The following is a 13,150-nucleotide window of genomic DNA, read 5'->3' as shown; positions in this document are numbered from 1 at the left end:
GTGTACTGCGCGACCCTTGGGGTATCCGGGCTCTCGACGTATTCGCTGTGCACCAGTACCGTCACAAACCCCCCGCGCGGCGTCTATCCACTTGGCGCGCGATCCGCATCATGGATGACCATAGGGATGCGAAGAGCAAGAGACCGCTGTGAGAGGAGGCGTCCATGGGATCGGTACGCAAGGCGAGTGCCTGGCTTGGCCTCGTCGACGACAACGATGACGAGCGTTACTACGACGACGACTACTCCGAAGGGACCGAGCAGCCCGGGGATGCCTGGGTCACCGACCCCAGGGTCAAGGTGGCCTCGGACGTCGCCGAGGAGAAGGGCCGCCGGATCGGCACGGTGACCCCGGACAGCTTCCGGGACGCGCGCGCCATCGGCGAGCTGTTCCGCGAGGGCGTGCCGGTCATCGTGAACCTCACGGCCATGGAGGCCGCCGACGCCAAGCGCGTCGTCGACTTCGCGGCCGGCCTGACCTTCGGTCTGCGCGGCACCATCGAGCGGGTCGCGACCCGTGTCTTCCTGCTGACCCCCGCCAACACGGAGATCGTCAGCGGCGAGCCGGCGGCCCGCCGGGAGGACGGTTTCTTCAACCAGAGCTGAGGCAGGGCCGCTCACCGGCCCTGCCCCCGCGCAGGGTTCACCGGAAGGCATCCAGCCCGGTGAGCGCCTTGCCCAGCACAAGCTGGTGCATCTCGACGGTGCCTTCGTACGTCAGCACCGACTCGAGGTTGGTGGCGTGCCGCATGACGGGATATTCGAGCGAGATCCCGTTGGCACCGAGGATGGTCCGCGAGGTCCGGCAGATCTCGATGGCCTCCCGTACGTTGTTGAGCTTGCCGAAGCTGACCTGCTCGGGACGCAGGCGGCCGGCGTCCATCCGCCGCCCCAGATGGTGGGCGAGCAGGATCCCCTTGTGCAGTTCGACCGCCATGTCGGCGAGTTTGGCCTGGGTGAGCTGGAAGCCACCGATCGGCCGTCCGAACTGCTCGCGCGTCTTCGCGTAGTCGACGGCGGCCTCCAGACAGCTGCGGGCCGCGCCCATCGCGCCCCACACGATCCCGTACCGGGCGTGCGACAGACAGCTCAGCGGCCCCTTCAGCCCGACGACCTCCGGCAGTACGGCATCGGCGGGCAGCCGCACCTCGTCGAGCACGAGCTCGCTCGTCACGCTCGCCCGCAGTGACCACTTGTGGTTGATCTCCGGCGCGGAGAAGCCGGGGCTGTCGGTGGGGACGACGAATCCGCGGATGCCGTCGTCGGTCTGCGCCCACACGACGGCGACACCGGCGACCGAGCCGTTGGTGATCCACATCTTGCGGCCGCTCAGAACCCAGTCCCCGCCGTCCCGCTTGGCGTACGTGCGCATGGAGGCGGGGTCGGAGCCGTGGTCGGGCTCGGTCAGCCCGAAGCAGCCGATGACCTCGCCGGCGGCCATGCGCGGGAGCCAGGTCTGCTTCTGTTCCTCGCTGCCGAAGCGGTGGATGGCGTACATGGCGAGGGAGCCCTGCACGGAGACGAGCGACCTGATGCCGGAGTCGGCGGCTTCGAGTTCGAGGCAGGCGAGGCCGTACTGCACGGCGCTGGCGCCCGCGCATCCGTACCCGCTGAGCGACATGCCGAGCGCGCCGATGCTCCCCAGCTCGCGCGCGAGCTCGCGGATCCCGGGCAGCTCGCCCTTCTCGTACCACTCGGCGACATACGGCAGCACGCGGTCCGCCGCCCAGCTGCGCACGGTGTCCCTGATGGCCAGGTCTTCCGGTTCCAGCAGGTCGTCGATGCCGAGGGGGTCGGCGGGGTCGAACGGCGGCAGTTTCGAGGATGCGGACATACCTCAAAACTAGCACCGCTAGTTACGAGTGAGAACCGGTGCGTGGACGAAGGTCAGGCCGAGACGCGGGACTCGGCGACTTCCCGGGGCGCGGGCAGCTCCACCGGGCCCACGGTCTCGCCGCAGTTCATGACCCGGGGCAGCCGCAGCGCCATCACGGCCCCCAGCACCAGCAGCCCCGCGCTCACCAGCAGCGTCACATGCAGCCCGTGCACGAAGGAGTCCCGGGCCGCCCGGCGCAGGGCGACACCGACGGGCCCGCCCAGGTGGTCGGCGACGTCGTAGGCCTCGCCGAGCGAGTGCCCGGCCGAGGCGGAGGCCGATGCCGGGACGCCCGGCACGGAGGCCAGGCCCGGCGCGTACGCCGCGTTCATGACGCTGCCGAGGAGCGCGATGCCGATGCCGGCGCCGAGCTGGTACGAGGTCTCGCCGATCGCCGCCGCGCCGCCCGCCTGCTCCGGCGGAGCCTCGCTGAGCATGGACTCGTACGCCCCGAAGAGCGTGGTCTCCAGGCCGAAGCCGAGCAGCATGAAGCCGGAGACCAGCAGGCCCGTGTTGTCCGAACCGCCCATCGCGGTCAGCAGGATCACCGCACCGGCCGTCAGGCAGAACCCGAAGCACACCATCCGGCGCGGGCCGAAGCGGCGCAGCATGCGCGCGCCCGCGAGGCCCGCCGCCATCGCCGCGAAGGTCAGCGGCAGCAGCCGCAGGCCCGTCTCCAACGGGGAGAGTTCCAGGACCAGTTGCAGATACTGCGCCGCGATCAGTTCCAGGCCGACCAGCGCCAGCATCGCCAGCACGATGCAGCCGACGGCCGTGCTGAACGCCGGGCGGGCGAACATGCCGAGGTCCACCAGCGGGTGCGTGCGCCGCCGTTGACGTCGTACGAAGAGAACCAGGAGCAGCGCGCCCAGGAACAGGGGCGCCAGGGTGAAGACGCCCGTCGGGGCCTCTCCGCCGCCGAGGCGCTTCACGCCCAGGACGACGCCGAACAGGCCGGCGGCCGCCATCAGGGCGCCGGTGACGTCCCAGGGGCCGTCGCCCGCGCCGCGGGACTCCGGCAGCAGAAGCCGGCCCACCGGGAGGCTGACCAGCATCAGGGGGATGTTGACGAGGAAGACCGAGCCCCACCAGAAGTGTTCGAGGAGGAAGCCGCCGAGGAGCGGTCCGACCGCCGCGCCGACCGCGGCCACCGCGCTCCACACGCCGATGGCCAGCGCCCGCTCGCGCCGGTCGGGGAAGACCTGGCGCAGGATCGAGAGCGTCGCGGGCATGATCATCGCGCCGCCGACGCCGAGCAGCGCCCGCGCCAGGATCAGCACCTGGGGGTCGTGGGCGAGCGCGGCCATGCCGGAGGCGACGCCGAAGAGGGCGTATCCGAGCAGCAGGATCCGTCTGCGGCCGACCCGGTCGCCGAGCGTGCCGAACAGGATCAGCAGCGAGGCGCAGACGAGCGGGTAGACGTCGACGATCCAGAGCAGCTCTATCGCGCCGGGCTTGAGGTCCTCGGTGACGGCGGGCACGGCCACGTGCAGCACGGTCGCGTCGACCGCGACCAGCAGCAGGCTCACGCAGAGGACGACGAGGACGACCCAGCGGTTGGCACCCGCCCCGGCCGCCCGACGGCGCAGCGCGGTGGCGGCCGTGGTCGTCCCGGACATGTACGTACCTCCCAGATGCTTCCTCGCACTCGGCGGGCACACGGGGTGGGGACTCCCCGTGATCTCGGCCGGAGAGGAGCGGCTTTCTCCGGCCCGCGCAACGAAGGCGAGTGACACGTCAGCGTACGCGAGTTCGCGCCACGGTCACGTGGCGGACCTCTCAGACTGGTGCGGAACTCGTGTGGCGTGCGCCACTCCCCCTCCTCCGCGACCACGTCCCGACCGGCCGGCCGGTTCCGCGGGCCGTCGATAATCGAGCCCGTGACCGATCTTGCGACGCGCGTGGCGCCACCCCGCGGCACGGCCCTGCGCCGCGCGGCCCCGGCCCTTCTCGGGTACGCGGCCGTGCGCGCCCTGGGCCTGCTCGTGCTGGCCGTGTGGAGCGCGGCGCGCGGCAGGAGCGCGTACACGCTGTTGACGGCCCGCTGGGACTCGCTGTGGTACGTCAGGGTCGCCGAACTGGGCTACGGCTACGAGGTCCGGCTGCCGAACGGCGACGTCCACTCGAACCTGGCCTTCTTCCCGCTGCTGCCCTGGCTGGAGCGGCTGCTGCACGCCCTCACCCCGCTGTCGTACGCGGATGCGGGCTTCGTGGTCGGCCTGCTCGCCTCGCTCGCGGCGGCCTGGGGGATCTTCGCGGTCGCGGAGCACGTGTACGGCCGCCGGGCCGGCGTGTGCGCGGTGCTGGTGTGGGCCGTGCTGCCGGTCGGGATCGTGCAGTCGATGGCGTACAGCGACTCGCTGTTCACGGCGCTGGCCGCCTGGTCGCTGTACGCCGTGCTGACCGGGCGCTGGCTGACGGCGGGCGCGCTGGCCGCACTGGCGGGGCTCACCCGCCCGGTCGGGCTCGCCGTGGTGGCGGCCGTCTGGGTCGCCGGGATCGCCTCTTTCGTGCGGGAGCGAAGCGCGGCGGCCCCGGAAGGCGCGCACCCGGGCGGACGCGCCCCCGCGCCGGCCTCAGAGGGCTCCACAGAGCGCGTGAGGGCTGCCGTGAGCGCCCCGGACGCGCCGCACGCCCCCTCGGCCCTCCGGCGCGCCCTGGCGCTGCTCCTGGCCCCCCTGGGCGCCGCCGGCTACGTCCTCTGGGTCGGCCACCGCACCGGCAAGGGCCCCCTGGGCTATCTCGACGTCCAGGCCGGCTGGCGCAACGGCTTCGACGGCGGCGCCGCCTTCGCCCGCTTCGTCGGCGACAAGTTCACGTCGTTCCCTGCCGCCCTCGCGGGCGTCGGGATCATCACCGGGGTCGGCCTCGTGGTCTGGCTGTACGTCGTCTGCGTACGGCAGCGCCAGCCGCTCCCGCTCCTGGTGTACGCGGGCGTGGTCACCGCGCTCGCGCTGTGCGCGTCGAGCTACTTCGGCTCGAAACCGCGCCTGCTGCTGCCCGCCTTCCCACTGCTGCTGCCCCTCGCCCTGGCCCTGGCCCGGCTGCGTACGTCCAGGTCGGCGCTGGTGGTGGGCGGTGTCGCGGTGGCGTCGGCCGTGTACGGAGCGTTCTGGCTGAACGGCTCCGGTCCGCCGTGACCAGTCGGGTAAATCCACCCCATCATTCGGTGAACGAATTCATAAGTCCCATAAAACAGATTCCCAGAATGATCAAAGGAATTGAAGGAGGGCCGCGCCGCGCATTGCGGATTCCCAGGAAATAAACCTCCACCTGAGAGGAATCCCACATCACGGCGTCATCACAAAGCCGCTGTATCGACCGAGAACTGAGCTCACTCGCTGTAACGTCGATTGGGTGCGTACCGAACGAAAGCTCACCCGTCTGGACCGGGTGTTCGCCAGACTCGACAGGGAGCCGGAACGGCCGGCCCACATCGATGTGCCGAGGATGAGCCGGCACCGGGTGGCGCTGCTGACCGGAACCCTGGCGTTCTACCTGGCGATCGTCTGGGCCGTGGTGACCACCTCGTGGCTGGTCCGCCTGGACTGGCAGGTCATGTTCTTCCGCCCGTACCAGCAGTGGCAGGGCATCCACTGGTTCGTCGACTACTACGTGGTCCTCGGCCAGCGCGGCCCCACCGCGGTGATGGTCGCGGCCTGGCTGGGCTGGCGCTCCTGGCGGCAGCACACCCTGCGCCCGATGCTCACCCTGGGCGCCTCGCTGCTGCTGCTGAACATCACGGTCGGCGCCGCCAAGATCGGCATGGGCCGCCTCGGCCCCCACTACGCGACCACCATCGGCTCGAACGAGATGGGTCTGGGCGGCGATATATTTCCCAGCGGCCACACCGCCAACGCCGTCGTGACCTGGGGAATCCTGGCCTACCTCGCCTCCACCCCGAGAGCCCGCCGCTGGCTGTCCGCGGTCTCCGCGGTGACCGCGCTCGGCGTCGGGATGGCCACCGTCTACCTCGGTACGCACTGGCTGAGCGACGTGCTCCTCGGCTGGGCCGCCGGCCTGCTGGTGCTGCTCGCCCTGCCCTGGTGCGAGCCGCTGATCGCCCGCGCCGAGGTCGGGATCTTCGACCTCCGCGACCGCTGGCGCGCCCGTGGCGGCGCCACCGCACCGGCCTCCCCGGCGGTCGGCGCACCGGTGCTGCTCAAGCCGCGCCCGTCCGCCCAGGACGAGGCCGCGCCGCACGAGCCCGCGGCCCGCGCCCCCAGAGCGCCGGCCTACCTGGCTCCCGGCCCGCACCTGACCCGCTCGGAGCGCACTCCGGTCACGCCCGTCGGCAGCCGAAGACCACCTCACTCGGACCGGGTGCCACGCGGCACCCCGGCCTCGGCGGCCCGCCCCCTCACGGGCGGCTGACGCTCACGAAGCAGCGGGGTCCGGTACGCACAGCCAACCCCCGCACGACGAAGGCCCCGGTTCCCTCGCGGGAATCCGGGGCCTTCGTCACGGATCAGCCCTTCCAGGCCCGTACCACACGGCCGTCCTTCACCTCGAAGTTCAGGCGGCCGCTGCGGTACTCCATCGTGATGATCGCCCCCGGCGGCAGCGAGCGCACCGTGGTCCAGCCGCGCTCACGGGCGCGGCGCTCGGCGCCGGTCGCGTCGAGGCCGACGTACGACTCCGGACTGTCCTGGGGCTCCGCCTGCGGAGTGGGAATCGGTGCCATACGGCCACGCTAGGCGCTGCCCCTCGGGCGGGGAAGTCCGAGCCGTCCCCACGGGTCGCTCGTCCCTCTCCGGTCACGCTTCTGTCACAGGATCACGACACGGGTTTCGACCGCGCTGTGTCACACGGACGAGCGGTCGAGTAGCCCTTACGCACGCTTTCGAACGCAATTCCCGCGTGTCGTGACCGCTTGTCGAATACCCCGTCGGAAAGTGCCGGGAGAACCGCGTCCGGGTGCCGCCGGGAATGCTTTCCGGCCCGATTCCGGGCGGGTCCGCGGGAGCTGACGCCGCATGAGAAATACACGGTTCGAGCACAGAACCTCCGCACGCACCCTGTCGGTGCGCGCGGCGGCGCGAGCATCATGACGTGATGGGGACCGAGACCATGCAGACAGTGGCGCGACCCGTACGGAGCAGGCGGCACGGCCGGCTGATCGTGGACTGGCTGACCACCACGGACCACAAGAAGATCGGGCACCTCTACCTGATCACGTCGTTCCTGTTCTTCCTGGCGGGCGGGGTGATGGCGCTGCTGATGCGGGCCGAACTCGCCCGGCCGGGGCTGCAGATCGTGGACAACAACCAGTTCAACCAGCTGTTCACGATGCACGGCACGATCATGCTGCTGCTGTTCGCCACCCCGAGCTTCGCGGGTTTCGCCAACGAGCTGATGCCGCTGCAGATCGGCTCGCCGGACGTCGCCTTCCCCCGCCTGAACATGCTGTCGTACTGGTTCTTCCTGTTCGGCGGTCTGATCGTGCTGGGCTCGCTGCTGGTGCCCGGCGGGCCCGCCGCCTTCGGCTGGTTCGCCTACGCGCCGCTCAACAGCCCGGTGCACTCGCCGGGCGTCGGACCCGACCTGTGGATCATGGGGCTGGCGCTGGCGGGCTTCGGGACGATCCTCGGCGCGGTCAACTTCATCACCACGATCATCGGGATGCGCTGCCCCGGGATGACGATGTTCCGGATGCCGATCTTCACCTGGAACACGCTGTTCACGTCGATCCTGATCCTGCTGGCGTTCCCGGTGCTGGCCGCCGCGCTGCTGGTCCTGGAGGCCGACCGGCGGTTCGGCTCGCAGGTGTTCGAGCCGGCGAACGGCGGGGCGATCTTGTGGCAGCACCTGTTCTGGTTCTTCGGGCATCCCGAGGTGTACATCATCGCGCTGCCGTTCTTCGGGATCATCACGGAGATCATCCCGGTCTTCAGCCGCAAGCCGATCTTCGGCTATCTGACGCTGGTCGGCGCGACGATGTCCATCACCGGTCTCTCGGTGGTGGTGTGGGCCCACCACATGTTCGTCACGGGTGCCGTGTTGCTGCCGTACTTCTCCTTCATGAGCTTCCTGATCGCGGTCCCGACGGGCGTGAAGTTCTTCAACTGGACCGGGACCATGCTCAAGGGCTCGCTGTCCTTCGAGACGCCGATGCTGTGGGCGACGGGCTTCCTGGTGACGTTCCTGTTCGGCGGTCTGACCGGGGTGATCCTGGCCTCGCCGCCGCTGGACTTCCACGTCTCGGACACGTACTTCGTGGTCGCGCACTTCCATTACGTCGTCTTCGGCACGGTCGTCTTCGCGATCTTCGGCGGCTTCTACTTCTGGTGGCCCAAGTTCACCGGGAAGATGCTCGACGAGCGGCTCGGGAAGATCCAGTTCTGGACGCTGTTCGTCGGCTTCCACACCACGTTCCTGGTGCAGCACTGGCTGGGCGCCGAGGGCATGCCGCGCCGGTACGCCGACTACCTCGCCGCGGACGGCTTCACGGCCCTGAACACCGTCTCGACCATCGGCGCGTTCCTGCTCGGCATGTCGACGCTGCCGTTCCTCTACAACGTCTGGAAGACCGCCAAGTACGGCGAGAAGGTCGAGGCCGACGACCCCTGGGGCTACGGCCGCTCCCTGGAGTGGGCGACCTCCTGCCCGCCCCCGCGGCACAACTTCACGTCGCTGCCGAGGATCCGCTCCGAGTCCCCGGCGTTCGACCTGCACCATCCCGAGTACGGGGCGCTTCAGGAGACCCCCGCTCCAGAGCGCGAGACAGCCGGTCCCGGACCGTCCTGATCGCCCCGGTCAGCCCGTCCGGCTCCAGCACCTCGAACTCGAAGCCCGCCAGCACCACATGGATGACCATCACGTCGAGGCTCGCCGCCCCGGTGCGCAGCAGACAGGCGTCGGGCCCATCCGGCTCCAGCTGCCCGGCGCTCGGCGAGATCCGCTCGGCGGCCTCCTCGACCGGCACGAGCAGCCGGACGACGGCGTGGGTGGCGTACGCGCGCGTGGAGACGCCGTTCGAGACGTACGCGGCGAGGTCCTCGGCGGGCGGGGTGCGCGGGGCGAAGCGCGGGCCGTGCGGCGGCTTCGGGGTGATGCGGTCCACGCGGAACGTGCGCCAGTCGTCGCGGTCCAGGTCCCAGGCGACCAGGTACCAGCGGCGCTCGGTGCAGACCAGACGGTGCGGTTCGACGGTACGACGGCTCGGCGCGCCGCCGTGATCGCTGTACTCGAAGCGCAGGCGTTCGGAGTCCCGGCAGAGGTTGGCGAGTTCGGTGAGGACGGCCGGGTCGACGGCATCCGGTCGCGGGCCGCGCAGCATCGGCACGGTGAAGGCGTTGAGGGCGCCGACGCGGCGGCGCAGCCGGCTCGGCAGCACCTGCTCCAGCTTGGCGAGGGCCCGTACGGAGGTCTCGCCGATGCCCTCGATGCCCTGTCCGGCGGCGGTGCGCAGGCCGACGGCGACGGCGACCGCCTCGTCGTCGTCGAGGAGCAGCGGCGGAAGCTCGGCACCGGCGCCCAGCTGATAGCCCCCGCCCGTGCCGGGGCTGGCGTTGACGGGATAGCCCAGCTCGCGCAGCCGGTCCACGTCCCGGCGGACCGTGCGCGGCGTGACGCCGAGGCGTTCGGCGAGGTCGGCGCCGGACCATTCGCGATGGGCCTGGAGGAGCGAGAGCAGGCGCAGGAGTCGTGCCGAGGTCTCCAACATGATTCCGAGTCTGCCAGCCATTGCGGACAGCGGCTGTCCGCAAGCCTTCCTACCTTGGCTTCATGGCAGACAACAGCGTGCACGGCTTCCGGATCGACATCCCGCAGGCCCAGCTCGACGACCTGCACACCCGCCTCGACCTCACCCGCTGGCCCGACGAACTCCCGGACGCCGGCTGGGACTACGGCGCCTCCCTCCCGTATCTCCGCGACTTGGCGGCGTACTGGCGCAGCGGCTACGACTGGCGCAAGCACGAGGCCGCCCTGAACGAGATCCCGCAGTACACGACCGAGATCGACGGCGCCCGGGTGCACTTCCTGCACGTCCGCTCCCCTCGCCCGGACGCCCTCCCGCTGATCCTGACGCACGGCTGGCCGGGCTCGGTGGTGGAGTTCCTGTCCGTGCTGGGCCCGCTGAGCGAGGACTTCCACCTGGTGGTCCCGTCCCTCCCCGGCTTCGGCTTCTCCGGGCCGACGCACGAGAAGGGCTGGAACGTCTCGCGGGTCGCCCGCGCGTGGGCGGAGCTGATGCGCAGGCTCGGATACGAGCGTTACGGCGCCCAGGGCGGCGACGTGGGCGCGCTGGTCTCGCCCGCGCTGGCCCGGGTCGCCCCCGAGGCGGTCGTCGGCGTCCATGTGAACGCGGCGTCGGTCGGCTTCATCCCGCTCGGCCCGGTCGACGAGGAGGCGAAGGCGGGGCTCGACGAGCGGGAGCTGCGGAGTCTGGGGAAGATCGCCGAGTTCACGACCGACGGCTTCGGCTACAACGTCCTGCAGTCGACCCGCCCGCAGACCCTCGCCTACGCCCTGACCGACTCCCTCGTCGGCCAACTCGCCTGGATCATGGAGAAGTTCCAGGCGTGGACGCACTCCTCGGCCGCGCTGCCCGAGGACGCCGTCGACCGGGACACGCTCCTGACCAACGTGATGCTGTACTGGCTGACCGGCACAGCGGGTTCGGCGGCCCGCATGTACTACGAGAACGCCCATGTGCCCGACTGGTTCCCCACCACCGACTCCGGGGTGCCCACGGCCGTCGCGAACTTCGGCGAGGACGTGGCGATCCGCCGCTGGGCCGAGCAGGCCAACACCATCGCCCGCTGGACGGAGTTCGAGCGCGGCGGCCACTTCGCGGCGCTGGAGGTCCCGGAGCTGCTGGTCGCCGACGTGAGGGAGTTCTTCGGGTCGCTCTAGGGCTCGTAACCCAGCTGCGGCACGTCGAAGCAGGTGGCGTTCATGTCCCCCTGGGACACCCAGCCCTTCCCGTCCTGCCAACGGGCCACCGACAGACACGTCCTGCGTGTCTTCGGTGGCTCGGGCAGCCGCTGGAAGACGACGGGAACCAGGAGGCCGTCGGCGGTGTAGTTCTCGCTGCGGTTCATGAAGCCGTCGACGCACGCGCGCGTGACGCCGCTCTTCGCACAGGACCTGGCGGCGTCCGTGAACCACATCGCCGCCGCCCAGCCCTCCAACTGCCACTGGGAATGCGCCTTCAGGCCCTTCGTGGCGTCCCGGAACTCCCGTACGGCCGCGTCGCCCGTGTCGTCGAAGTTCCGGCTGGAGCCGGTCGCCCAGAGGGCGTTGCGGCAGCGCGGCGCGTCCTTGTAGTCCTCGGGGACGGTGGAGGTCCAGTTCTGTACGTTCGTCACCTTGGCGATGACCTTCGCGCCGACCTCGTCCATCGCCTTGCACAGCTGGGCGTTGCCGTGTGTGTCGATGGCGTCGAAGACCAGGTCGGCGCCCTGCTCCTTCAGGTCGGCCGCGGCGGCACGGAAGTTGGGCAGCGCGAAGTCGACCTGCTCGGTGACGACCTTGTAGCCCTCGGCCTTCAGCCCCTGCTCGACGAGGCGCGCGTAGGCGGCCGAGGAGGCCTGGTTGTACGAGACGACGGCGGCCGTACGGGCGCCCTGCTCGCGCTTGAAGTAGCGGTAGACCTCCGTGCCGCCGTACAGCTTGCCGTCCCAGCCGGGCTTGCCGTTCCTGGGCGCGAGGCTGCCGTAGATGCCGTACAGGTGCGGCCAGGTGTCGTAGGCGGCGCCGATGGGCTGGCCGCCGATGTCGGGCACGCGCGCGTCGGAGACGCGGGAGGCGCCGGCGTAGTCGAGGGCGGTGGTCGCGACCAGGGCGACCACCTTGTCCTCGTCGATCAGCTTGCGCACGCAGGTGTTGTCGCCGACGCCGCTGCCGCCGTCGTCGCACTCGTGCACCTCGACGGGCCGGCCGTCGATGCCGCCGCGCGCGTTGAGCCGGTCGAAGTAGGCCTTGGCGCCGTCGCGCGGGCCGGTGAAGGTGTTGCCGCCGACCGGGCTGGTGGCGCTGGTGACGATGCCGACGGGGATGGGCGTGCCGCTGCTCTGCGCCGGCTCGCCCGTCCGGTCGCCGTGCTCGAAGTCGCTCTCCGGCAGGCGGCTGCCGCAGGCCGTGCCCAGCGCGAGCAGCAGCACCGCGGCGGCGGCCTCAGCAGCCCGGTGCGGGCGAGCCGGACGCATCGCCGCTCAGCTGGACCAGCGCGCACAGCGTGTTGACGGACACCTTCCAGGTGCCGTCCTGCTCGACGGAGGTCCCGGAGGCGTTCGGCAGGGCGGTGGCGCCGTTCAGGGTCAGCGCGTACGTGACGGTCGCCTGGGTCGGCGAGGTGAACTCGATCTTCTGCACCTTGGCCTGCACCTGGCCGCCCCGCTTGTCCCCGCTGAAGGCCTTCAGCACGGGCGCCATCTTGTCGCCGTTCTCCAGCACCTTCTGCTTCTCGGCGAGGGACGTCTTCGGATCGAAGAACTTCTGCCAGTTCTCCGTGACCTCCTGCTCGGCCGCGGCCGGATCGGCGGGCGCGGTGGCCGGCGCGCTGGTCGTGGGCTTCTCCACGGTCGGCGTGGGCGGCGCACTGGAACTCCCTCCACCGCTGTCGTCGCTGCACGCCACAAGGGCGACGACAAGGGCGGCGACGACCACCGCACCCCGTCCAGCCGTCCCCCGCCTGAGGTCGCTCCCGAGAACCAATTGGCTCACCACCGGGTGTCGGTCCGGGCAACGTGCGCCCGGTGCTTTCAGGGTCAGCTTCCAGAAGGCATAGTGCAAGCCATTGGCTGACATGGACAGACACACGACGTGTGTGAACGGACGGAGCCAAAGATGCGGACAGGCCGACTGCGGACCGTGCACCCCGTCCTGTGGGCCGGATGGGCCGCGCTCGCCGCGGGCGCGGTGCTCTGCGTCATCGGCTGGTACGGCGTCTCCGGCGAGCGCTACGCCGAGCGGCAGCTCCCCTACCTGGCCTCCTGCACCATCCCGGGCGCGGCCCTGATCGTCGCCGGCGCGGTCCTGCTGGGCCACGGCCGGGGCGCCCTCGCCGCCGCCCGCGTGGAGGAGTTGTACGGCCTCCTGGTCGCCGAGGAGCCCGCCGACGCCGACGAGTCCGGGCAGGCGGCCGCGATCCCCCTCGCGGTCAGCCGGGACCTGCTGATGGTGCCGGGCGGCACCCTGTGGCACCGCGCGGACTGCCCGCTGGTCGCCGGGAAGGTGGAGGCGGTCCCGGTCGACGCCAAGCTGCTGACGAGCGGCGAACTGGGCCCGTGCCCCATCTGCGACCCCGCCGAGGAAACCGGCTGACGTC

Annotated in this window: 11 protein-coding genes and 1 pseudogene; 6 read left to right on the top strand and 6 right to left on the bottom strand. The window is 70.9% G+C overall.

The features are described 5' to 3' along the window. The first annotated feature begins 164 nt into the window (after positions 1–164). Positions 165–605: a cell division protein SepF gene (locus tag ABZ848_RS44780; protein ID WP_360841471.1), complete on the top strand. Its 441-nt coding sequence runs from the start codon at positions 165–167 to the stop codon at positions 603–605. A gap of 37 nt (positions 606–642) precedes the next feature. On the opposite strand, the gene ABZ848_RS44775 is transcribed toward ABZ848_RS44780, so the two are convergent. Next, on the bottom strand, positions 643–1,833 hold the full coding sequence (locus ABZ848_RS44775; RefSeq protein WP_360841469.1) for an acyl-CoA dehydrogenase family protein: 1,191 nt from the start codon (positions 1,831–1,833) through the stop codon (positions 643–645). A gap of 53 nt (positions 1,834–1,886) precedes the next feature. Next, positions 1,887–3,494, bottom strand: a complete 1,608-nt coding sequence (locus tag ABZ848_RS44770; RefSeq protein ID WP_360841467.1) for an MFS transporter — start codon at positions 3,492–3,494, stop codon at positions 1,887–1,889. 261 nt (positions 3,495–3,755) lie between these two features. Between ABZ848_RS44770 and ABZ848_RS44765 the strand changes: the two genes are divergently transcribed. After that, a complete protein-coding gene (locus ABZ848_RS44765) occupies positions 3,756–5,015 on the top strand; it encodes a mannosyltransferase family protein (RefSeq protein ID WP_360841465.1) in 1,260 nt (419 codons plus the stop codon). A 217-nt stretch (positions 5,016–5,232) separates the two neighbouring features. After that, positions 5,233–6,249 carry a phosphatase PAP2 family protein gene (locus ABZ848_RS44760; protein ID WP_360841463.1) on the top strand — a complete coding sequence of 339 codons (1,017 nt, stop codon included), beginning with the start codon at positions 5,233–5,235 and terminating at the stop codon, positions 6,247–6,249. Positions 6,250–6,343: 94 nt separating this feature from the next. Here the strand turns inward: ABZ848_RS44760 and ABZ848_RS44755 are convergent, their stop codons facing one another. Continuing rightward, a complete protein-coding gene (locus tag ABZ848_RS44755; protein WP_360841461.1) occupies positions 6,344–6,559 on the bottom strand; it encodes an I78 family peptidase inhibitor in 216 nt (71 codons plus the stop codon). A gap of 371 nt (positions 6,560–6,930) precedes the next feature. Between ABZ848_RS44755 and ctaD the strand changes: the two are divergent. Further along, a pseudogene (ctaD, locus tag ABZ848_RS44750) lies at positions 6,931–8,571 on the top strand (cytochrome c oxidase subunit I); the annotation flags it as partial. Here the strand turns inward: ctaD and ABZ848_RS44745 are convergent. Next, a complete protein-coding gene (locus tag ABZ848_RS44745; RefSeq protein ID WP_360841460.1) occupies positions 8,501–9,541 on the bottom strand; it encodes a YafY family protein in 1,041 nt (346 codons plus the stop codon). The pseudogene ctaD and the gene ABZ848_RS44745 sit on opposite strands and share 71 nt — an antisense overlap. 62 nt (positions 9,542–9,603) lie before the next feature. Here ABZ848_RS44745 and ABZ848_RS44740 point away from each other — a divergent pair, with 62 nt between their 5' ends. Continuing rightward, a complete protein-coding gene (locus ABZ848_RS44740) occupies positions 9,604–10,734 on the top strand; it encodes an epoxide hydrolase family protein (RefSeq protein WP_360841458.1) in 1,131 nt (376 codons plus the stop codon). Here the strand turns inward: ABZ848_RS44740 and ABZ848_RS44735 are convergent. Further along, positions 10,731–12,029 carry an ABC transporter substrate-binding protein gene (locus ABZ848_RS44735; RefSeq protein WP_360841456.1) on the bottom strand — a complete coding sequence of 433 codons (1,299 nt, stop codon included), beginning with the start codon at positions 12,027–12,029 and terminating at the stop codon, positions 10,731–10,733. The two genes, ABZ848_RS44740 and ABZ848_RS44735, sit on opposite strands and share 4 nt — an antisense overlap. Beyond that, the gene (locus ABZ848_RS44730; RefSeq protein WP_360841454.1) at positions 11,998–12,549 is read right to left on the bottom strand and encodes a hypothetical protein; all 552 of its coding nucleotides are present in this window, start codon (positions 12,547–12,549) and stop codon (positions 11,998–12,000) included. Before ABZ848_RS44730 ends, ABZ848_RS44735 begins: the two co-directional genes overlap by 32 nt. 120 nt (positions 12,550–12,669) lie before the next feature. Between ABZ848_RS44730 and ABZ848_RS44725 the strand changes: the two genes are divergently transcribed. Then, complete coding sequence (locus ABZ848_RS44725; protein WP_360841452.1) at positions 12,670–13,146, top strand: hypothetical protein; 477 nt, start codon at positions 12,670–12,672, stop codon at positions 13,144–13,146. Positions 13,147–13,150 lie beyond the last annotated feature (4 nt).

Source organism: Streptomyces sp. NPDC047081, from assembly GCF_040643775.1.
Lineage (GTDB): Bacteria > Actinomycetota > Actinomycetes > Streptomycetales > Streptomycetaceae > Streptomyces.
The sequence above is the reverse complement of the archived record's forward strand: the minus strand, read 5'-3'. Positions and strand labels throughout refer to the sequence as shown.